This is a genomic window from Variovorax sp. Varisp46 (assembly GCF_059491885.1).
The window spans coordinates 4,353,527-4,375,284 of record NZ_CP168515.1 but is presented as its reverse complement, the minus strand read 5'-3'; the positions used below and the strand labels follow the sequence as shown (position 1 = coordinate 4,375,284).

17 protein-coding genes and 1 pseudogene are annotated in these 21,758 nt (G+C 67.1%); 11 read left to right on the top strand and 7 right to left on the bottom strand.

The window, feature by feature from the left end; translation table 11 throughout:
• Positions 1–80: 80 nt before the first annotated feature.
• Positions 81–1,025, bottom strand: coding sequence for a sugar ABC transporter substrate-binding protein (locus tag ACEN9N_RS20735; protein WP_007838312.1), 945 nt, complete (start codon positions 1,023–1,025; stop codon positions 81–83).
• Positions 1,026–1,233: 208 nt separating this feature from the next.
• Between ACEN9N_RS20735 and ychF the strand changes: the two genes are divergently transcribed.
• Complete coding sequence (gene ychF / locus ACEN9N_RS20730; protein WP_007838310.1) at positions 1,234–2,325, top strand: redox-regulated ATPase YchF; 1,092 nt, start codon at positions 1,234–1,236, stop codon at positions 2,323–2,325.
• A gap of 188 nt (positions 2,326–2,513) precedes the next feature.
• A complete protein-coding gene (locus ACEN9N_RS20725) occupies positions 2,514–3,188 on the top strand; it encodes a glutathione S-transferase (RefSeq protein ID WP_495654423.1) in 675 nt (224 codons plus the stop codon).
• Here the strand turns inward: ACEN9N_RS20725 and ACEN9N_RS20720 are convergent, their stop codons facing one another.
• A complete protein-coding gene (locus ACEN9N_RS20720) occupies positions 3,189–3,653 on the bottom strand; it encodes a YqaA family protein (RefSeq protein ID WP_007838306.1) in 465 nt (154 codons plus the stop codon).
• 175 nt (positions 3,654–3,828) lie between these two features.
• Here ACEN9N_RS20720 and dusB point away from each other — a divergent pair, with 175 nt between their 5' ends.
• From dusB to purH, 3 genes are read left to right on the top strand one after another with little or no spacing between them, the layout of a single operon-like run.
• Positions 3,829–4,893 (top strand): tRNA dihydrouridine synthase DusB, encoded by a 1,065-nt coding sequence (dusB, locus tag ACEN9N_RS20715; protein WP_007838305.1) that lies wholly within the window; start codon positions 3,829–3,831, stop codon positions 4,891–4,893.
• Between the two features lie 17 nt (positions 4,894–4,910).
• The gene (locus ACEN9N_RS20710; RefSeq protein ID WP_007838304.1) at positions 4,911–5,147 is read left to right on the top strand and encodes a Fis family transcriptional regulator; all 237 of its coding nucleotides are present in this window, start codon (positions 4,911–4,913) and stop codon (positions 5,145–5,147) included.
• A gap of 16 nt (positions 5,148–5,163) precedes the next feature.
• Entirely contained in the window at positions 5,164–6,795 is a 1,632-nt protein-coding gene (gene purH, locus ACEN9N_RS20705; RefSeq protein ID WP_495654422.1) for a bifunctional phosphoribosylaminoimidazolecarboxamide formyltransferase/IMP cyclohydrolase, read from the top strand.
• 305 nt (positions 6,796–7,100) lie between these two features.
• On the opposite strand, the gene ACEN9N_RS20700 is transcribed toward purH, so the two are convergent.
• The 3 genes from ACEN9N_RS20700 to thiD all read right to left on the bottom strand — a co-directional run bounded on the left by ACEN9N_RS20700 (position 7,101) and on the right by thiD (position 10,119).
• Positions 7,101–7,574 (bottom strand): hypothetical protein, encoded by a 474-nt coding sequence (locus ACEN9N_RS20700; RefSeq protein ID WP_413314813.1) that lies wholly within the window; start codon positions 7,572–7,574, stop codon positions 7,101–7,103.
• Positions 7,575–7,743: 169 nt separating this feature from the next.
• Entirely contained in the window at positions 7,744–9,030 is a 1,287-nt protein-coding gene (gene hemL, locus ACEN9N_RS20695) for a glutamate-1-semialdehyde 2,1-aminomutase (protein ID WP_413314812.1), read from the bottom strand.
• 126 nt (positions 9,031–9,156) lie between these two features.
• A complete protein-coding gene (gene thiD, locus ACEN9N_RS20690; protein WP_007838396.1) occupies positions 9,157–10,119 on the bottom strand; it encodes a bifunctional hydroxymethylpyrimidine kinase/phosphomethylpyrimidine kinase in 963 nt (320 codons plus the stop codon).
• 111 nt (positions 10,120–10,230) lie between these two features.
• Here thiD and ACEN9N_RS20685 point away from each other — a divergent pair, with 111 nt between their 5' ends.
• The 6 genes and pseudogenes from ACEN9N_RS20685 (at position 10,231) to ACEN9N_RS20660 (ending at position 20,310) form a co-directional block, all read left to right on the top strand.
• Positions 10,231–10,401: a rubredoxin gene (locus tag ACEN9N_RS20685; protein ID WP_007838397.1), complete on the top strand. Its 171-nt coding sequence runs from the start codon at positions 10,231–10,233 to the stop codon at positions 10,399–10,401.
• 84 nt (positions 10,402–10,485) lie between these two features.
• Positions 10,486–10,884 carry a response regulator gene (locus ACEN9N_RS20680; protein ID WP_007838399.1) on the top strand — a complete coding sequence of 133 codons (399 nt, stop codon included), beginning with the start codon at positions 10,486–10,488 and terminating at the stop codon, positions 10,882–10,884.
• Complete coding sequence (locus ACEN9N_RS20675) at positions 10,884–11,249, top strand: response regulator (RefSeq protein ID WP_007838401.1); 366 nt, start codon at positions 10,884–10,886, stop codon at positions 11,247–11,249. The genes ACEN9N_RS20680 and ACEN9N_RS20675 overlap by 1 nt, the downstream gene beginning before the upstream one ends.
• A 19-nt stretch (positions 11,250–11,268) precedes the next feature.
• Complete coding sequence (locus ACEN9N_RS20670; RefSeq protein WP_007838404.1) at positions 11,269–11,802, top strand: chemotaxis protein CheW; 534 nt, start codon at positions 11,269–11,271, stop codon at positions 11,800–11,802.
• A 42-nt stretch (positions 11,803–11,844) separates the two neighbouring features.
• Complete coding sequence (locus tag ACEN9N_RS20665; RefSeq protein WP_495654421.1) at positions 11,845–14,160, top strand: methyl-accepting chemotaxis protein; 2,316 nt, start codon at positions 11,845–11,847, stop codon at positions 14,158–14,160.
• A 31-nt stretch (positions 14,161–14,191) separates the two neighbouring features.
• Positions 14,192–20,310 (top strand): annotated as a pseudogene (locus ACEN9N_RS20660) (hybrid sensor histidine kinase/response regulator).
• A gap of 33 nt (positions 20,311–20,343) precedes the next feature.
• On the opposite strand, the gene ACEN9N_RS20655 reads toward ACEN9N_RS20660, so the two are convergent.
• The gene (locus ACEN9N_RS20655) at positions 20,344–21,426 is read right to left on the bottom strand and encodes a helix-turn-helix transcriptional regulator (protein ID WP_495654420.1); all 1,083 of its coding nucleotides are present in this window, start codon (positions 21,424–21,426) and stop codon (positions 20,344–20,346) included.
• On the bottom strand, positions 21,423–21,737 hold the full coding sequence (locus ACEN9N_RS20650; protein ID WP_495654419.1) for a helix-turn-helix transcriptional regulator: 315 nt from the start codon (positions 21,735–21,737) through the stop codon (positions 21,423–21,425). The genes ACEN9N_RS20655 and ACEN9N_RS20650 overlap by 4 nt, the downstream gene beginning before the upstream one ends.
• Positions 21,738–21,758 lie beyond the last annotated feature (21 nt).

Sequence of the window (21,758 nt, the reverse complement as noted above, 5' to 3'; positions counted from 1 at the left end):
GGCTCCGCCGGGCCGCAGGTGTTGCCCCCGGTAGGGGGAAGGCGAAGCGACACGAAGTGCGCGAAGCCTGGGGGCGAGCATTACTTCGTGACCAGCACCACGTCGGTCTTCACTTCGGCGGGCATCTCCGACTGCTTCTTCTTGTCGGCGATGGCCTTCAGCGCGGTCTCGATGCCGAACACGGCCTGCTTGGCGGCGAACTGGTCGGCGGTGGCGAGCACGCGGCCGTCCTTGAGCATCGGCTTGATGGCGCCGATGTTGTCGTAGCCCACCACCAGCACCTTGCCGGTCTTGCCCGCGGCCTTGACCGCAGCCACGGCACCCAGCGCCATGCTGTCGTTGCCGGCGAGCAGGGCCTTCAGGTCGGGGTGCTCGCGCATCATGCCGGCGGCCACCGTGTTGCCCTTGTCGATTTCCCACTGGCCCGACTGCACGCCCACCACCGTTGCGCCGGCAGCCTTCATGGCATCTTGATAGCCCAGCGTGCGCTGCTGTGCATTGAAGGTGGTCGACACGCCTTCGATGATGCCGACCTTGTCGCCGGCCTTCAGCTCCTTGGCGAGCGCATCGCCCACCAGCTTGGCGCCGGCGCGGTTGTCGGGGCCGACGAACGGCACCTGGATGCCCTTTTCCTTGAGCGCGGCCGCGTCGAGCTGGTTATCGATGTTGACCACCAGGATGCCCTTGTCGATGGCGGCCTTGATCACCGGTACCAGCGCCTTCGAATCGGCCGGGGCGATCACCAGCGCGTTGATCTTCTGCGCCACCATCTGCTCGACCATCTTGATCTGGGCGGCGGTGTCGGTCTCGTCCTTGATGCCGTTGGCCACCAGCGTGTATTCGGAGGCATGGGCCTTCTGGTGCGCCTTGGCGCCGTCTTCCATGGTGCGGAAGAACTCGTTGGCCAGCGACTTCATGACCAGCGCGACCTTGGGCTTGTCCTGTGCGAAGGCGGGGGTTCCGGCAATGGCGCCCAGCAGCATGAGGGCGGCAGCGCTTTGCAGGGTACGGCGGGTGAACTTCATGGGAATGTCTCCTGGGATGGTTGATCAGAGCGGTACGCCGGTCTTTGCCGGGGGCTCCGATGTTAGCCGAGGGAAACGTTTGCGCAAACGTTTGCTAATCGGGGCTAACCCTGATGTTTTTGGGTAGGGTAGGAGGGGGTGAAGCCCTGCCCGGACCGGCCTGCAATCCCGCTCGCCTAAAATTGGCGGTTACCCAAGAGGACCCCCCATGAGTTTGCAATGCGGCATCGTCGGCCTGCCCAACGTCGGTAAATCCACCCTTTTCAATGCGCTGACCAAGGCCGGCATCGCGGCCGAGAACTATCCGTTCTGCACCATCGAGCCCAACGTGGGCGTGGTGGAAGTGCCCGATCCGCGGCTTGCGCAACTGAGCGAGATCGTCAAGCCCGAGCGCATCGTGCCCGCCATCGTCGAGTTCGTCGACATCGCTGGCCTGGTGGCCGGTGCCAGCACGGGCGAAGGCCTGGGCAACAAGTTCCTGGCGCACATCCGCGAGACCGACGCCACCGTCAACGTGGTGCGCTGCTTCGACGACGAGAACGTGATCCACGTGGCCGGCAAGGTCGACCCGATCTCCGACATCGAAGTGATCCAGACCGAACTCTGCCTGGCCGACCTCGCCACGGTCGAGAAGGCGCTGCACCGCCACACCAAGGTGGCCCGTTCGGGCGACAAGGACGCGCAGAAGCTCGTCGGCCTGCTCGAGCGCTGCCAGGCCGCGCTGAACGAGAACACGCCGGTGCGCGCGCTCGAGTTCACGAAGGAAGAGCAGCCGCTGGTGAAGAGCTTCACGCTGATCACCGCCAAGCCCGCGATGTTCGTCGGCAACGTGGCGGAAGACGGCTTCGAGAACAACCCCTACCTCGATCGCCTGCGCGAGTACGCCGCCAAGCAAGGAGCGCCCGTGGTCGCCATCTGCGCCAAGATCGAAGCCGACCTGGCCGAGATGGATGACGAAGACAAGAAGATGTTTCTCGCCGAGATCGGGCAGGAAGAACCCGGCCTGAACCGCCTGATTCGCGCCGCCTTCAAGCTGCTGGGCCTGCAGACCTACTTCACCGCCGGCGTGAAGGAAGTGCGCGCCTGGACCATCCACATCGGCGACACCGGCCCGCAGGCGGCCGGCGTGATCCACGGCGACTTCGAGAAGGGCTACATCCGCGCCCAGACCATCGCGTTCGAGGACTACATCGCCTTCAAGGGCGAGCAGGGCGCGAAGGACGCGGGGAAGATGCGTTCTGAAGGCAAGGAATACGTCGTGAAGGATGGCGACGTGATGAACTTCCTGTTCAGTTCGTAACAGGGCTCGCCCCCAGGCTGCGCGCACTTCGTGTCGCTTCGCCTTCCCCCTACCGGGGGCGACACCTGAGGCCCGGCGGAGCCGGTTCCTCGGTGTCTCGCGAAAACGCGGCTCGTGGGTTTTCGCATGTTGTTGGGTAGACTCCGCGCGCCCGAATCGCTCGATTCCTCCTGACAAGGCCCGCCTCCATGCTCACCGTCCACCACCTCAACAACTCCCGCTCGCAGCGCGTGCTCTGGCTGCTCGAAGAACTCGAGCTGCCCTACGAGATCGTCCACTACCAGCGCGATCCGCAAACCAGTCTGGCGCCCGCTTCGCTGCGGGCTGTCCATCCGCTGGGCAAGTCCCCGGTCGTCACGACGCAGGACGGGCTCACGCTCGCGGAGTCGGGCGCGATCATCGAGACGCTCATCGAGCGCCATGGCAACGGCCGCCTCGCGCCCGCGGCGGGTTCGCCCGAGGCGCTGCGTTATCGCTACTGGCTGCATTTCGCCGAAGGCACGGCGATGTCGCCGCTGCTGCTGAAGCTGGTGTTCGACCGCATCGAGACGAGCAAGATGCCCTTCTTCGCGAAGCCCATCGCCAAGGCCATCGCCGCAAAGGCGAAGTCGGCGTTCATCAACCCGAACATCGCGAATCACCTGAACTACATGGAGGCCGAACTCGGCAAGAGCGAGTGGTTCGCGGGCGATGCCTTCACAGGCGCCGACATCCAGATGAGCTTCGTGGTCGAAGCTTCGCAGGCGCGCGGCGGGCTCGATGCGAAGCGGCCGAAGCTGATGTCGTACCTGGAGCGCATCCACGCGCGTCCCGCGTACAAGCGCGCACTCGAGCGCGGCGGCCCCTACGCTTTGTTGAACTGATCAGAAGACCTGCAGCAGCGCCACCGTCATGGTGATGTAGCGCAGGAATTTCCCGATCGCCATGTAGGCCACGCAAGGCCAGAACGGCAGCTTGAGCCAGCCCGCCACCGCGCACAGCGGATCTCCCACCAGCGGCAGCCAGCTGAGCAGGCAGGCCTTCGGGCCGAGCCGCTCCAGCCAGCCCAGAACCCGCACATGGTGTTTCGAGTGCGAGTATTTGTCGGCCACCTTGTGCGCGCCGTAGCCCATCCACCAGTCGACCGCGCCCCCCAGCGTGTTGCCGATGGTGGCCACCGCGATGGCCGGCCAGAACATGTCGGGGTTGAGCTTGAGCAGCCCGAAGAGAAAGGGCTCGGAGCCCACCGGCAGCAGCGTGGCCGAGACGAAGGCCGCGACGAACAGGGTCGACAGGCCGTATTGCGGCAGCGCCAGCAGCGCCATGAGGGAGTCGAGCCACGCTTGCATAAGGTGGGCGAAGTATAGGCAGTGCTCACCTCGCAATTCCGTGGGAGAAAGCCCCGGATCGCACCGGTGTTTACACGGGTACCCGGACCGCAAATCGTTTCAGTCGCTGAAATGCGGCGTGGCTACAATCGTGCCTCATTTTTCAGCAGCCGAACGCGCACCGCTCCCCTTCCAAATGACCTTGCAGATCGGCACCCACACGCTGGAAAACCGCCTGTTCGTCGCGCCCATGGCCGGCGTGACGGACCGGCCCTTCCGCATGCTGTGCCGCCAACTCGGCGCCGGCTACGCGGTCAGCGAGATGGTCACGTCGCGCAAGGAACTCTGGGGCACGCTCAAGACATCGCGCCGTGCGAACCACGACGGCGAACCGGGCCCCATCGCGGTGCAGATCGCCGGCACCGACGCGGCCATGATGGCCGAGGCCACGGTCTACAACATCGAGCGCGGCGCGCAGATCATCGACATCAACATGGGCTGCCCGGCCAAGAAGGTCTGCAACAAGTGGGCCGGGTCGGCGCTGATGCGCGACGAACCGCTGGCGCTTGAAATCGTGCAGGCCGTGGTCGATGCCGCGCAGCCTTTCAACGTGCCGGTCACGCTCAAGATGCGCACCGGTTGGAGCGAAGAGCACCGCAACGCGGTGAAGCTCGCGCGCGATTTCGAATCGGTCGGCGTGCAGATGCTCACGGTGCACGGCCGCACGCGCGAGCAGGGCTACAAGGGCTTTGCCGAGTACGACACCATCGCGGCGGTAAAGGCCGCGGTGCGCGTGCCGGTGGTGGCCAACGGCGACATTCGTTCGCCGGAGAAGGCGCGCGACGTGCTTGCGGCCACCGGCGCCGACGCGGTGATGATCGGCCGCGCCGCGCAGGGCCGGCCGTGGATCTTCCGCGAGATCGCGCATTTCCTGGAGACCGGTACGCACCGCGCGCCGCCGCTGGTGGCCGAAGTGCGCCGCTTGCTGCTCGACCACCTGGTGGAGCACTATGCGCTGTACGGCGACTACAGCGGTGTGCGCACGGCGCGAAAGCACATCGGCTGGTATGTGCGCACGCTGCCCGACGGCGAAGCGTTCCGCGCACGCATGAACACCATCGAGGACTGTGCCGAGCAGCTGCGCGCGGTCGGCGGCTATTTCGACGGGCTGGCGGACCGCATGGACCGCATGCCCGTGCAGCACCTGGCGGACGAAGAGGCGTCGTCGGGTGAAGAGGAGGCGGCTTGCGCCGTCGATTGAGAAAAAGAGAAGAAGCAATGAGCAAGAAACATATCGAGGACTGCGTACGCACCAGTCTGGACAGCTACTTTCGCGACCTGCGCGGCACCGAACCCGACGGCATGTACGAAATGCTCGTGCGCGTGGTCGAGAAACCCCTGCTCGACGTCGTCATGACGCGCGCGGAAGGCAACCAATCCAAAGCCGCGCAATGGCTGGGCCTGAATCGCAACACGCTTCGCAAGAAGCTGGTCGAACACAAACTTTTGAAATAACTCCACGGCATATCCCATGGCCCAGACCGCACTCATCTCCGTTTCCGACAAAACCGGCATCCTCGAATTCGCCCAGGCGCTGCATGCGCTGGGCATCAGGCTGCTGTCCACCGGCGGCACCGCCAAGCTGCTGGCCGATGCCGGCCTGCCCGTCACCGAAGTCGCCGACCACACCGGCTTCCCCGAAATGCTCGACGGCCGCGTGAAGACGCTGCACCCGAAGATCCACGGCGGCCTGCTCGCGCGCCGCGACCTGCCCGCGCACGTGGCGGCCATCAAGGAACATGGCATCGACACCATCGACCTGCTGGTGGTCAACCTGTACCCGTTCGAAGCCACGGTGGCCAAGCCCGGCTGCACGCTCGAAGACGCGATCGAGAACATCGACATCGGCGGCCCGGCCATGGTGCGCAGCGCGGCCAAGAACTGGAAGGACGTGGGCGTGCTGACCGACGCATCGCAGTACGCCGTGGCGCTGGTCGAACTGAAGGCCGGCGGCAAGCTCAGCGACAAGACCAAGTTCGCGTTCTCGGTCGCCGCGTTCAACCGCATCGCCGACTACGACGGTGCCATCAGCGACTACCTCTCGGCCATCGACTTCGACGCCAGCATCGGCCAGCCCGCGCCCAAGCGCTCGCTGTTCCCCGCGCAGAGCAACGGCCGTTTCGTGAAGGTGCAGGACCTGCGCTACGGCGAGAACCCGCACCAGCAGGCTGCGTTCTACCGCGACCTGTACCCGGCGCCCGGTTCGCTCGTGTCGGCCAAGCAGCTGCAGGGCAAGGAGCTCAGCTACAACAACATCGCCGACGCCGATGCCGCATGGGAATGCGTGAAGAGCTTCGACGTGCCCGCCTGCGTGATCGTGAAGCACGCCAACCCGTGCGGCGTGGCCATCGGCAAGGATGCGGCCGAGGCTTACGGCAAGGCTTTCAAGACCGACCCGACCTCGGCCTTTGGCGGCATCATCGCCTTCAACCGCCCAGTGGACGGCGCGACCGCGCAGGAAATCGCCAAGCAGTTCGTCGAAGTGCTGATGGCGCCGGGCTACACGCCCGAGGCGCTCGAAGTGTTCCAGGCCACCAAGGCCAAGCTCAACGTGCGCGTGCTCGAAATCGCGCTGCCCGCGACCGCAGGGTCGCCTGGCTCCCGTGGCGGCGCCACCGACTGGGACAACGGCCGCAACGCCATGGACGTGAAGCGCGTCGGCTCGGGCCTGCTGATCCAGACCGCCGACAACCACGAGCTGGCCGCCAGCGACCTCAAGGTGGTCAGCAAGAAGCAGCCCACGCCGCAGCAGCTGCAGGACCTGCTGTTCGCCTGGAAGGTCGCGAAGTACGTCAAGAGCAACGCGATCGTGTTCTGCGCCAACGGCATGACCATGGGCGTGGGCGCGGGCCAGATGAGTCGCCTCGATTCGGCGCGCATCGCAAGCATCAAGGCCGAGCACGCCGGCCTGTCGCTGAAGGACACGGCCGTGGCGAGCGACGCCTTCTTTCCGTTCCGCGACGGCCTCGACGTGGTGGTCGATGCGGGCGCGAGCTGCGTCATCCAGCCGGGCGGCTCGATGCGCGACCAGGAAGTGATCGACGCTGCCGACGAGCGCGGCGTGGTGATGGTGCTGTCGGGCGTACGGCATTTCCGCCACTGACGACGCTCCCTTCCAGAACACCGCGGAACCGGCTTTGCCGGGCCGCTGGTGTTGCCCCCGGTAGGGGGTTGGCGAAGCGACACGAAGTGCGCGCAGCCTGGGGGCGAGCCAAGGGCTACCGCGGAACCGGCTTTGCCGGGCCGCTGGTGTTGCCCCCGGTAGGGGGTTGGCGAAGCGACACGAAGTGCGCGCAGCCTGGGGGCGAGCCAAGGGCTACCGCGGAACCGGCTTTGCCGGGCCGCTGGTGTTGCCCCCGGTAGGGGGTTGGCGAAGCGGCACGAAGTGCGCGCAGCCTGGGGGCGAGCTCATTCCCCGAACCGGTATTTCAGCTGCAAGGTGAGCGCGCCGTACAGCCGGTTCTTGATCGTCGGCACGTAGGCGATGTTCAAGCCCCAGTGCCTGCCTTCGATGGCGGCCACCGGAAGGATGGCCGGGAACCAGTTGCTGTTGCGGTAGTTGGGGTAGCCGTCGAAGCCGCCGACCACGGCGCCGACCTTCACGCCGTAGAACTCGAAGGGCAGCACGTACAGTCCGAGGTAGTTCGATTGCCTGCGGTCGCTGTTGTGGAAGGTGCCCGCCGTGATGCGGTACGTGTCGTTCAGCGGGTACTCGACGCCGAGGCCCTGGTTGACGTTCTCCAGCCCCTTGTTGCGGTCGAAGTGTGCCGAGTAGAAGCCGGGGTTGACCCAGATGTTCTTCGGCTCGAAGGCGTCCTGTGCGCACGCGAGCGCCGGAAGAAGAAGGGCCGCCAGCATCGGCAGCGTGCGCAAGGGGATCATGGGCCGGAACGTCTTCGGTGTCTGTACGTGCAGGGCCGCTTCGATGGCAGGCGCACTTTTCTTGGAATCCCTGGTGCCGCAACCCGTGAAGCCGCCTTCGCCAAGTGCCGGCGCAATATACCCGGCGCAATCACGAAATTCGTGACACCGCGCCGCGATTCGCGCGGCCTCAGCGCTTCCTGAAGATGTCCTGCGCGGCCTCGACGGTGGCGGCGATGTCGTCGTCGGTGTGGGCCGCGCTCACGAAGCCCGCTTCGTAGAGTGCCGGCGCGATGTACACGCCGCGGTCGAGCAGGCCGTGGAACAGCGCATTGAATTTGGCGTTGTCGGTGGTCATCACGGTGGCATAGTTTTGCGGCAGGTCTTTCATGAGGAAGAAGCCGAACATGCCGCCTTCGCTGTCGGCATTGAAGGGCTGGCCTTCGGCCGCGGCTGCGGCCTTCAGGCCGTCGACCAGCGAGCGTGTCTTCTTGCCGAGCGCTTCATAGAAGCCGGGCCTGGCGATCTCCTTCAGCGTTGCAAGGCCGCAGGCCGTGGCCACCGGATTGCCCGACAGCGTGCCTGCCTGGTAGACCGGGCCCAGCGGCGCGAGCTGCTCCATGATCGCGCGCGGACCGCCGAAGGCCGCGAGCGGCATGCCGCCGCCGATGACCTTGCCGAGCACCGTGAGGTCGGGCTTGATGCCGAGCACGCCCTGTGCGCCGTGCAGGCCCACGCGAAAGCCGGTCATCACTTCATCGAATATCAGCAGCGCCCCGTGCTGCGTGCAAAGCTCACGGCAGCGCCGAGCGAACTCGGGCGTGGCGCGCACGAAGTTCATGTTGCCTGCGATGGCCTCGATCATCAGGCAGGCGATGTCCTTGCCGTGCAGCGCGAAGGCTTCTTCCAGCTGCTGCAGGTTGTTGTACTCGAGCACGATGGTGTGCTGCACCACCTCGGGTGGCACGCCGGCGGAGGTCGGGTTGCCGAAGGTGGCGAGGCCGGAGCCGGCCTTCACCAGCAGTGCATCGGCATGGCCGTGGTAGCAGCCTTCGAACTTGACGATGCTCTTGCGGCCGGTGGCGCCGCGCGCGAGGCGCAGCGCGCTCATGGCGGCCTCGGTGCCCGAGCTCACGAGCCGCACCATTTCCATCGACGGCACCAGCGCGAGGATGGCTTCGGCCAGCTCGATCTCGCGCTCGGTCGGCGCGCCGTACGAGAAGCCTTCGAGCACGGCCTTCTGCACCGCCTCGACCACGGCGGGGTGGCCGTGGCCCAGGATCATCGGACCCCAGGAGCCGATGTAGTCGATGTAGCGCTTGTCGTTGGCGTCCCAGAAATAGGCGCCATGCGCGCGCTGGATGAAGCGGGGCGTGCCGCCCACGGCCTTGAAGGCGCGCACGGGCGAGTTCACGCCTCCGGGGATCACGGCGCGGGCGCGCTCGAAGAGGGTGTCGTTGCGGTCAGTGTTGGGCATCGGAGGCAAATGGGTGGTTATTCAGTGGAGGGCCGCCGCGCACGGCCGCCCGAAGCGGCCGGCACGCCCCGGTAGGGGGTAGGCGAACCGACACGAAGTGCGGGCAGCCTGGGGGCGAGCAACATGTCAGTGCCGGGTGTCGTGGGGTGGGAGGGCGAAGTCCGGTTCGGCGCCGGGGTCTTCATCGTCATCGTCGTCCTCGGGCTCGGCCCAGAACAGGCGGTCGGGCAGCACATGGCCCATGCCGGGGCGGAAGCCCGCGTCGAGGCATCGGTCCATGTAGGCCAGCGCTTCGCTGGTCGCGGCCACGAGGTCGGTGCCGCTGGCGAGCAGGGCGGCCAGCGCGGCCGACAGGGTGTCGCCGGCGCCGGCGAAGACGGCCTCGAGCCGCTCGTATTTTTCGCTGGCGAGCACCGACTGCGGGGAGGCCAGCACGTTGTCGATGAACTGCTCGGGCAGCATCAGGCCGGTCACGAGCGTATAGGGCACGCCGAACTCGCCGGCGGCCTTGGCAATGTCGCGCGCAGTGGGCGGACGCTCCCCGTTCCAGTCCGGAAGCAGCCAGCGCCACAGCGTACTGTGGTTTCCTACCAACACTGTGGTTTGCGGCAAAACAAGTTCCCGAAAAGCGTCCAGATAGGGCTCGATCAGGTTCTCGTCCCACCACGAAAGGTTGGGCATGTAGGCCACCACGGGCACCTCGGGATAGTCGGCGGCGGTCTCGGCGATGGTGCTCAGGGCCTCGGTGGTGCCGGCAAAGCCCACCTTGATCAGCTGGACTTCCACGTCCTCCAGGATGGCGCGCGCCTGCTCGGCGATGGCCTCTTCATCGAAGGGAAAGTGATCGAAAATCTCGGCCGTGTCCCTGGCGTAGGCCCCTGTGACAACGGGCAGGATGTGTGCGCCCACCGACGCCATGGCGAGGGCGTCGGCGCCCAGTCCGCCCGCCCCGCTGGGATCGCTGGCATTGAACACCAGCACGCAGGGGGGATTCAGGTCGTGTTCGGCGACCGATTCGTCGTCCTGCGAGGGGTCGTTAAGATCGCCCGGTTTGCGGGTGTTGTCTGCGGAATGTAAGTAGATGGTCATAAGCCGGGCGGAATCCCCTGGATGGTGGCATAGGCGCGACGTTTACCGTCCGTCAGTGAGATACGCATAGATACACTCGTTGCATTTAATGAACAAGGACTTTAAGCTCCGATGAATACGAAAACTTGGATGTGCCTGATTTGTGGGTGGATCTATGACGAAGCAGTGGGTGTACCGGAAGACGGCATCGCGGCAGGCACGGCCTGGGCCGATGTGCCGATGAACTGGACCTGTCCTGAGTGCGGTGCGCGCAAGGAAGACTTCGAAATGGTTGAAATCTGAAAGCATGGCATAGATAGAGCTACGCGGTCTGCGTCGGTGTTCGGCGCGGCGGGCTTCCAAGTCTCATGAGCAGGAGCATTTGCAATGGGCCCGAATGGATCAGGTTACAAGGTGCTTGTCATCGACGACAGCAACACCATCCGGCGCAGTGCCGAGATTTTTTTGAAGCAGGGTGGGCATGAGGTTCTTCTCGCGGAGGACGGCTTCGACGCGCTCTCGAAGGTCAATGACCACAAGCCGCATCTGATTTTCTGCGACATCCTGATGCCGCGGCTCGACGGCTACCAGACCTGCGCCATCATCAAGCGCAACGCCAATTTCTCCAACGTTCCGGTCGTCATGCTGTCCTCGAAAGACGGTGTATTCGACAAGGCCCGCGGCCGCATGGTCGGTTCGCAAGACTACCTGACCAAGCCTTTCACCAAAGACCAGCTGCTGCAGGCCGTGCAGCAGTTTGGCATCGTTCAACAGGAAGCGCAGTAATGCCCATTCGAAAAATCCTCGTCGTCGACGACTCCAAGACGGAACTGATGTTCCTGACCGACCTCCTCCAGAAGAACGGCTTTGCCGTCAAGACGGCCGAAAACGCCGACGACGCGATGCGCCGCCTGGAGGAAGAGCAGCCCGACCTGATCCTCATGGACGTCGTGATGCCCGGCCAGAACGGCTTCCAGCTCACGCGCGCCATCGCCCGCGACCCGAAGTACGCAGCCATCCCGATCATCCTGTGCACCAGCAAGAACCAGGAAACCGATCGCGTCTGGGGCATGCGCCAGGGCGCACGCGACTACATCGTGAAGCCGGTCAACGCGACCGACCTGATGTCCAAGATCAGCGCGCTGGCCTGAGCGGAAGTCTGCTGAGCCCATGGCGAATCGCGACGCTCTGAGAGCCTTCCAGTCCCGGCTGGCGAGCCGCCTGCAGGCGGCTCGCACGACGGGCGTGGCCGCCACCTGGCTGGCGGTCGAGGCGGGCGAGGGCAAATACCTCTTCCCGCTGGGACACGCCGGCGAAATCTTTCCCTGGACGCCACCACAGCCCGTGCCCTACACGCAGGCGTGGTTCCTCGGCGTTGCCAACCTGCGCGGCGGCCTCTATGGCGTCGTTCAGCTGTCGGCATTCGCCACCGGCGTTCCGGGCGCGCTGGCCGCCACCGAGGCGGCCCGCATCCAGTCGCGGCTCGTTGCTTTCAACGAGCTGCTCGAAGTCAACTGCGCTTTGCTGGTCGATCGACTGGCGGGGTTGCGAGGTGCGGAGGCCTTCACGGCCTCCGAGCCTCCTGGCGCAGAAGCACCTGCCTGGCATGGGCATCTGTTTACCGACGCGGCGGGAGAGCGCTGGCAGGAAGTCAACCTGCAGGCGCTTTCCCAGCAACCCCAGTTTTTGAGCATTGGTGCGTAGTGCCCCCGCACGCCGTACCGGAAACTATCTGAAGGACCGACCGTGAGCTCGATCGCCGACAAGTTCAAGAAATTACTGCCCGTGACCAACGGGAACGACAAGGCCCGCGTCGATGGCTCCGGTTCCACGTTGTCTATCGACGACGTAGACACCGTCCAGGTCCCGGACGAGAAAACCGTGCGTATCGCCAAGAAGGGGGCCGCGCCCGCGGACACCGGCTTCAGCGACCTCGACCTGCCGGGCGGCGGCGGCGACGCCGCCCACGAGCCGGGCGCTGCGGTTGCCGAAGCGGTGCCCGACACCACCGGCGGCCGCGCGGGCTCCAATCCGGCGCGGCAGCAGCGTATCCTGGCCATCATGCTGGCGGTCGCGGTGCTGTTGCTGTTGCTGGTGGCCGGCTCCGCCATTCTTCGCGCGGACCGCCTGGCGCAGCAGGTGGCTGCCACCGGCCAGTCGCTGATGCAGTCGCAGCGCCTTGCCAAGTCGATCTCGCAGGCCCTCGTCGGCAGCGCCTCGGCGTTCGTCGAAGTGAAGGACAGCGCCGACGACCTCTCGCGCCGCGTCGCGGGTCTGACCAACGGCGACGACTCGTTGCACCTGGAGCGAGTGGGCAACCAGTACGACGAGGAGATGAACAAGATCAATCCCCTCGTCACCCGTGCCGATGCCAGCGCCAAGGCCGTGCTGGCCCAGCGCCAGATCCTGACGCAGGTGGGAGCCGCCTTGCGCGACATCAACCAGCAGTCGTCCACGCTGCTCGAAATGACGGAAACCGTCGCGTCGCTGAAGATGCAGCAGAACGCCACGCTGCCCGAGATCTCGGCCGCCGGCCAGCTGGTGATGCTGACGCAGCGCATCGGCAAGTCGACCAACGAGTTCTTCACGGTCGAGGGTGTGAACCCCGACGCCGTGTTCCTGCTCGGCAAGGACCTGAACACCTTCCAGGAAACCACCCGCGGCCTGCTCGACGGCAATGCACAGCAGCGCTTCCCCGGCTCGAAAGACCCGCAGACGCGCCAGCAGCTCGAAGCCATCCTGAAGACCTACGAGCAGATGCGCACGCAGGCTTCCGCGATTCTGGGCAACCTGCAGGGCCTGGTGGCGGCACGCGAAGCGCAGGCTTCGATCCTGACCGACAGCGAGCCGCTGCGTAAGTCGCTCGGCGACCTGCAGGACAAGCTCTCCGCACGCACCGGCCTCGGCGCCGGAACGATCGTGCTGCTGTTCGTGCTGTCGCTGGCCGCCCTGGCCCTCGCCGGTGCCATCGGTTTCGTGCAGGTGCGCGAAGGCCGCGAACGCGCCGCCAACGCCGAGCGCGAACGCCTGGCCGCCGAGCAGTCCTCCGAAGAGGTGGGCCGCATCAACAACGCCAACCAGGCCGCCATTCTTCGCCTGATGAACGAACTGCAGACAGTGGCCGAAGGCGACCTGACGCAGGAAGCGACCGTGACCGAGGACATCACCGGCGCCATCGCCGACTCGGTGAACTACACGGTGGAAGAACTGCGCTTGCTGGTGGGCAACGTGCAGAACACGGCGACCCGCGTGGCGCAGACGACGTCGCAGGTGGAAAGCACCTCGACCGAACTGCTGGCCGCCTCGACCGAACAGCTGCGCGAAATTCGCGAAACCGGCCAGTCGGTGCTGACCATGGCCGAGCGAATCAACGGCGTGTCCACGCAGGCGCAAGAGTCCGCCACGGTGGCGCGCCAGTCGCTGCAAGCCGCATCCTCGGGCCTGCAGGCCGTGCAGAACGCCATCGGCGGTATGAATTCCATCCGCGACCAGATCCAGGAAACCTCCAAGCGGATCAAACGCCTGGGCGAGTCGTCGCAGGAGATTGGCGAAATCACCGAGCTGATCTCGGACATTACCGAACAGACGAACGTGCTGGCGCTGAACGCTGCCATCCAGGCCGCATCCGCCGGTGAAGCCGGCCGAGGCTTCTCGGTGGTGGCGGAAGAAGTTCAGCGACTGGCCGAACGCTCCGCAGACGCCACGCGCCAGATCTCGGCGCTGGTGAAGGCGATTCAGACCGACACGCAGGATGCGGTGGGCGCCATGGAGCGTTCCACGCAGGGTGTGGTCGAAGGGGCCAAGCTGTCCGACAACGCGGGTACCGCGCTGTCCGAGATCGACCGCGTGTCGCGCCGTCTTGCCGACCTCATTGAGCAGATTTCGCAATCCGCCTCCCGCGAAGCCGATTCGGCCAACGTGGTGGCCGCGAACATCCAGCACATTTTTGCCGTGACGGAACAGACCGGCGAAGGCACGCGCACCACCGCCCAGCAGGTGCGCGAGCTGTCGCAGATGGCCGAAGAACTGCGCCGTTCGGTGGCCCGTTTCAAGATTGCCTGACCCCGATAGATAAGAACGGCGAGCACCCAACGTGTCGATTCAAACCCCTGCCACGGCCCCCCCCGCCGGCAACATGCCGGCCACCGAAGACCTCGGGCCGCTGGCCTGGGTGCTGGGAGAAATCCAGAAATCCCTTGACGGTGTAGGCAAGTCGCTGCGGCGCTTCGTGCGCGACGTGGACGCTGCTGCGGCCGAGCCCGAGAGCGGCCCGCTGCAGATGGCCCGCCAGCAACTGCACCAGGCCGTTGGCGCCCTTCAGATGGTGGGGCATTCCTCGCCCGCTCTGGTGCTTGGCGCCATCGAGTTCGCGGTACAGGGCTTCATTGCCGAACCGCAGCGCTGCACCGACGCCGCAGTGCTCAAGATCGAGCGTGCCGGCTTCGCCGTCGTCGACTTCCTGAACGCCTTGCTGGCTGGCAAGCCCGTGTCGTCGGTGGCGCTGTTTCCCCAGTACCGCGACGTGCTGGAACTGGTCGGCAACGAGCGCGTGCACCCCGCCGACCTGTGGAGCACCGCGTGGCGCTGGGTCGAGATCAAGCCTGCCCTCACGCAGGCCGCCGTGGCTTACGACCCGGCCGTGCGCTCGCGGCTCGACCGCGAAGTGCTGCAGCTGGTCAAGACCGGCGACGTGCACGCCGCGCGCCGGCTGCATGCGCTGTGCCTGGGGCTCGGACGCGGCGCGCTGCTGCCCCGCGTCGCCAGCTTCTGGACCCTGGCCGCCGGCTTCTTCGAAGCCCTTGCCACCGGCCTGATCGCGCCCGACGCCTACGTCAAGCGCGCCGCCTCGCGCGTGCTGCTGCAATACGCCACCCTCGCGCGCGGCGACAGCCTCGTGTCCGATCGCCTCGGCCAGGACCTGCTGTTCTTCTGCGCTCAGGCCGTGCCCACCGGCAGCGACGACGCCGCCACGCTGCGCACCGTGCGCAACGCCTGGGGCATCGCCAGCGAGCCGCGCGTCGACTACACCGTCGAGCAGTTCGGCCGCTTCGATCCGCTGGTGCTGCAACAAGCCCGCAAGCGCATCGAGACCGCCAAGGAAATGTGGTCGGGCCTCTCGGGCGGCGACATCACCCGCACGCGCCAGGTGGCCGACACCTTCGCGCAGCTCGGCGAATCGCTGCAGAAGCTGCATCCGCCGAGCCTGCCGATGGTGCTGGCCCTGACCCACGCGGTCGAAGCCTCCGTGCGCACAGGCCAGGCGCCCGGTACCGAACTCGCGATGGAAGTCGCCACCTCGGTGCTGTACCTGGAAGCCGCGCTCGAAGACCTCGACCCGAGCGATCCGCAGCTCACGGCCCGCACGCTGCAGCTGGCGGGGCGCATCGAACGCGTGCGCGCGGGCGGCCATTCCGAGCCGCTCGAGCCGTGGATGGAAGACCTCTACCGCCGTGTGAGCGACCGCCAGACCATGGGCACCGTGGTCGACGAGCTGCGCAGCCACCTGAGCGAGCTCGAGAAATCGCTCGACCAGTATTTCCGCCGCCCGGCCGAAAAAGGCCTGCTGCGCACCGTCCCGACGCAGCTCCTGCAGATGCGCGGCGTGTTCTCCGTGCTCGGCCTCGACCAGGCCGCGCTCACCGTGCAGCGCATGCGCGACGACGTCGAGGCGATGCTCGTCAGCACCTCGCCGGCCGAGGAAATGGCCGGCTTCGACGCGCTGGGCAACAACCTCGGCGCGCTCGGCTTCCTGATCGACATGCTGGGCTACCAGCCCGCGCTGGCCAAGCGCCTGTTCGTGTTCGACGCCGATGCCGGCGAACTCAAGCCGCTGATGGGCCGCCAGGCCACCGACAGCACGGCCGACGCCGCCGCCCCGAGCCAGGCTCCGGCCGCCGTAGCCGTGCTCAGCATCGAGGAAGTCGACGCCCAGATCGCCTCGAAGCTCGCCGCACTGGCCACGCCCAACCGCAAGGCCAAGGTCTCGCCGATCGAGGAATTCAGCAACAAGGCCGACAGCTGGACGACCAAGATCACCGGCCCGAGCGCGCTGCCCGACACCGAAGTCACCGAGCTCGAAGAAGACGACCTGCAGAACATCTTCCTCGACGAAGCCCGCGAAGTGGTGGAGAACGGCCTGGCCGCCATCGCAGAACTCGCCGGCTACCCGGACGACACCGAAGAACTCACGATCCTGCGGCGCGCCTTCCACACGCTCAAGGGCAGCTCGCGCATGGTCGGCCTCACCGACTTCGGCGATGCCGCCTGGTCGCTCGAACAGGTGCTCAACACCTGGCTGGCCGACCAGCGCCCCGCCACGCCGGAACTGCTGTCGGGCACCGAGCGCACGCTGAAGGAATTCGGCCAATGGGTCGAAGCCATCGCTTCGGGTTCCGCGCACGGCTGGCAGTCCACGCAGTTCAGCCGCGTGGCCAACGCGCTGCTGGCTGGCGAGCCCGTGCCCCCGCCGGTGCGCATGGCCGACGCCGAGGCCCTGGCGGTCGCCGCGCGCCACATCGCAGCCGAAGAGCCTGTGGCCGCGCCCGCCCCCTTCTCGAGGTTCCGGCGCCGGTGGCGGCGGAACTGCCGCCGCTGCAGCTGCCGGATCTGCCCGATCTGTCGCTGGCCCCGGAAGTACCTGCGCCCGCACCCGCTGCGGCGCCCGAAGCGCCGCTCGAAACCGTGGCGTGGCAGGAGCCCACTGCGCCCGCCGCGCCCGCCGCGCCCGAGACCGACGACGATTTCGCGTCGACCGATTTCATCGACTTCGAGTCGAAGCAGACCACCGAGCCCGCGGCGCTGACAGCCCTGCCGAGCGGCGAGGAGTTCGATTTCCTCTCGCCCGCGAAGACGCCCGTGGCCACCGAGCCGAAGCTGGCGGAAGCCGAGCCCGTGATCGAAGTCGTCGAAGCGGTCGAAGCCACCGTGCCGACCACCGCCGGCCTGCCCGATCTCGATTGGGAACCCGCGCCGCTGCCCGTGCGGGCTGCCGCCGAGCCGGAAGTCATCGAAGCCGCGGCGCTGCCGCCGCATGAGGAAGAACCGGTCGCCGAGCCCGAGCTGCAATCGGTCGCCGAACCGGAACCTGAACCCGAACTGCCCGCCCCGGCGGTTGCCGAGGTGATCGCGCCCATCTTCGAGGCGCCGGTGGCGCCTGCCGAAGCCCAGATCCTGGTCGCCGACGAAGCGCCCGAGCCCGTTGCCGCGGCAGCCACGCCTGTCGTGTCCGCCGAACCGCAGGAAGAAGCCGCGGAAGACATCGCAGCCGCGGCTGCGAGCGCCGAAGACCAGGTCAAGGTCATCGGCCCGCTGCGCATCGGCATCCAGCTCTACAACGTCTACCTCAACGAGGCCGATGAATGGTCGCGCCAGCTCGCCACCGACGTCGGCGAATGGGCGCTCGAATCGCACGAACGCCTGCCCGACTCGACCGTTGCGCTGGCCCACTCGCTGGCCGGCAGCTCGGCCACGGTCGGCTTCCACAGCCTGTCGGGCATGGCCCGCCTGCTCGAAGCCGCGCTGCAGCACCTGCAGATGCTGGGCAGCGGCACGCGGGAGCAGGGCATGGTGCTGGTGGCCGCGGCCGACGAGCTGCGCCGCCTGCTGCACCAGTTCGCCGTCGGCTTCCTGCGCGACCCGGCCGAAGGCACGCTGCAGGCGCTGCGCGACATCGCCAATTCGCCGATGCCGACCGAACTCGCCATGCGTGCCGAGGCCCGGCCGCTGCATCAGGTGGTGGTTGCCGAATCCGTCGCCGACGTGGCGCTGGACGATTCCGAAGACGCCATCGACCTGGCCGACGCGGTCGACGTCGACCTGTTCCCGATCTTCGAGGAAGAGGCGGCCGAACTGCTGCCGCAGCTCGGCGAGGCGCTGCGCCAGTGGGCGCATCACCCAGACGATGGTGCCCCGCGCGCCTCGGTGCTGCGCACGCTGCACACGCTCAAGGGCAGCGCACGGCTGGCCGGCGCCATGCGCCTGGGCGAGCGCGCGCACCGCATGGAGTCCGAGATCGAAATCCTGGGCTCCCAGGGAGCGGCACGCGCCGACATCGAAAAACTGTTGGCGCGCCTCGACACCCTGCAGGCCACCTTCGACGCATTGCGCGCGGCCGACGACGCCACGCAGGTCGAGCTAGCCCAGATCGTGGCCGCGGCCACTGCGACCGCGCCTGCCGCCCCGCCGCCGCAGGTTGCGGCCGAAGCCGGCGTGCCCGCGAACGACGAAATCGCCGCTCCCGTGGCGAGCCTCGAAGACCAGCCTGGCGTCCCCGCGACGCTGCAGCCGCGCCCCGCGCCCGCGCTGCTCACGCCGCTGCGCGCCGCAACGGGCCAGGCCGTACGCATCCGCACCCAGCTGCTCGACCGCCTGGTCGCGCAGACCGGCGAGGTCATCATCACGCGTTCGCGCCTGGAGGCCGAGCTGGGCCAGCTGCGCGGCTCGCTGTCCGACCTGACGGGCAACCTGGACCGACTGCGCCAGCAACTGCGCGACATCGAGGTGCAGGCCGAAAGCCAGATGCAGTCCCGACTGGCGCAGGCCAAGGACTCGCAGCAGAGCTTCGACCCGCTCGAGTTCGACCGCTTCACCCGCGTGCAGGAACTCACGCGCATGATGGCCGAGTCGGTGAACGACGTGGCCACCGTGCAGCGCACGCTGCAGAAGACGGTGCAGGCCACGGAAGACGATCTCAGCGTGCAGGCGCGCCAGACGCGCGAACTGCAGCGCGGCCTGCTGCGCACGCGAATGGTGGAGTTCGAGGGCATCTCCGACCGCCTCTACCGCGTGGTGCGCCAGGCCTCGAAGGACACCGGCAAGCAGGTGCGCCTGGACATCGTCGGCGGCTCCATCGAAATGGACCGCGGCGTGCTTGACCGCATGACGCCCGCCTTCGAGCACCTGCTGCGCAACTGCGTGGCGCACGGCATCGAGAGTGCGGCGGTGCGCGAGAAGGCCGGCAAGGACGCCAGCGGCCTGATCGTCATCGACCTGCACCACGAAGGCAACGACGTCTCGGTGAGCTTCCGCGACGACGGCGCCGGTCTCGACAACAAGCGCATCGCAGAGCGCGCCCGCGCCCTCGGCCTGCTCGAACACGACAAGGAGCTGTCGGCCGAGGAAGCCACCGAGCTGATCTTCAAGCCTGGCTTCTCGACGGCGGGGCAGGTCTCCGAACTGGCCGGCCGCGGCATCGGCATGGACGTGGTGCGCGCGCAGATCGCGGCGCTCGGCGGCCGCATCGAAACGCACAGCAACCCCGGCCAGGGCACCACCTTCAAGCTGGTGCTGCCGCTGACCACCGCCGTGACGCACGTGGTGATGCTGCGCGCAGGCGAAGTGTCGATCGGCGTGCCGTCGAACCTGGTGGAGCTGGTGCAGCGCGTGGGCGGCACCGACCTCGAGGCGGCCTACCTGCACAACAGCCATCCGTTCGGCAGCGAGCAGGTGCCGTTCTACTGGGCCGGTGCGCTGCTGCAGGCCTCGACCCGCAGCGAACACGCGGTGGCCAGGAACAACACGATCGTGGTCGTGCGAAGCGCGGCACAGCGCGTGGCCCTGCACGTGGACGAAGTGCTGGGCAACCAGGAAGTCGTGGTCAAGAACCTCGGCCCGCAGCTCGCGCGGCTGCCCGGTCTGGCCGGCATCTCGGTGCTGGCGTCGGGGGCGGTGGCGCTGATCTACAACCCGGTGGCGCTGGCCTCGGTGCATGGCGAACAGGCGCGCGAGCGCCAGGCCGCCGCGCTGGCGGCGCCGGCGCATGGCGCCGCGGACGAACACGGCGCGCCGCAGCAGCCGCTGCCGACGCTGGCCCCGGTGGCACCACAGGTCCCGCTGGTGCTGGTGGTGGACGACTCCATCACCGTGCGCCGCGTCACGCAGCGCCTGCTGCAGCGCGAAGGCTATCGCGTGTCGCTTGCGGCCGATGGCCTGCAGGCGCTCGAACGGCTGCAGCAGGAGCGCCCGGCGGTGGTGCTGTCGGACATCGAGATGCCGCGCATGGACGGCTTCGACCTGGCCCGCAACATCCGCGCCGACGATTCGATGGCCGGCCTGCCGATCATCATGATCACTTCGCGCATCGCCGAGAAGCACCGCGAATACGCGCGCACGCTGGGCGTGAACCACTACCTCGGCAAGCCGTACTCGGAAGAGGAACTGCTGCGCCTGGTGCGTGCGTACACGAGCGAGCCCGCCGCATTGGCAGCGGCCTGAGTCCGGCATCGGCCGCGGCTGGTCTTCCGAAGCCTAGGGCGCAAGCAGCGCCTTGCGCACCAGGTCGACCTGCCGCGTGCATTCCATCTTCGCCATCAGCGAGGTGACCTGGCTGCGCACCGTGTGCACCGACACGCCCTGTGCGCCGGCATGCTGCTTGGGTGATTGGCCCGCCACGAGTGCAGCCAGTACGCGTGCCTCGGCGGGCGTGATGCCAAAGGTGCTGCAGAGGCTGTTCATCGAGGATGCTTCCTGCGAACGGCCGGAGCGGATGCGTGCCAGCACCAGTACCTCTTCGCCCAGGCTCAGCTGCGGCGCGGCGCGTGCCAACTCCAGGTGTTCACGGCCGGCCGGTCCACCGGGAATGGAAAGGCAGATCAGCTGATGCGATTGCGCGGCCTGTGCAAGGCCGGTTGCCAGCGTCTGCTGTGCCTGCGCCGACGGATGCCAAAGCCGCTGGCCGCGCAGACGCAGTGAGCGGTTCGTGCCGAAGACCTCTTGCACGCCGGCCGAAGCGCGCAGCACCGTGCCCGTGGGTGTCGCAAGAAAGATCGCTTCGCCGAAGGCAGCGAATGCGGATTCAGCGTCGCCGAGCCACTGCCGGGCCCGCGCGTCGCGCCGCACCAATCCTTGCCACAGCGCGTGGGTGACGCGTCGGATCCGCGTGCTGTCCAGTAGTTGGCGCGCGGAGGCGGCCGTGTTGCGTTGCACCGTCAGGCCGCCGCGGCGCTGGGGACCCTGGTCGACGATGCAGGCCAGCATCTGGCGCGCGTCGTGGCGGCACATGAAGTCGGCGTAGTAGGCATTGCGCGAGAGAAAAGCCGACGAGAACAGATCGTGCGTGTCGAACCAGCTTCCCGGCGGTGCGCCGAGGGTCGGAGGAATCAGGATGTCGTGTGCGCAGAAATGCTGCGCATATTCGCGCTGGGCGGCGGCCGAGACGTTGACCTGCTGAAAGCTCAGCAGTTCGTTGCCGTTCTCCAACAGGATGAAGGTGGCGCTGTCGCCGCCAACCACCTGCTGCACGCTTTGCAGCAGATCGGTCCATGGCGGATGAGGATCGTCCAGGTGCGCGATCGCATCGAGCGCGCGGCGCAGCGCGACGTCCTGGCTCACTGGGTCCTCCCGGTATCCAGCGGCGGCGATTGCGCGAACAGGCCCTTGCGCACGAGATCTACCTGCCGTGTGCACTCCATCTTGGCCATCAGCGACGCGACCTGGCTGCGCACCGTGTGCACCGAAACGCCCTGCGCGCCGGCATGCTGCTTGGGCGATTGCCCCGCCATGAGCGCTTTCAGCACGCGTGCCTCGGCGAGCGTGATGCCGAAGGCGCTGCAGAGGTGGTCGACGGCTGGCAGCAAGTGCATGCCGTCGTGGTGCATGCGGATGAAGACCAGCGACTCCTTGCCCAGGCTGATCTGGCGCACGGCGGGCACGAGTTCCAGGCG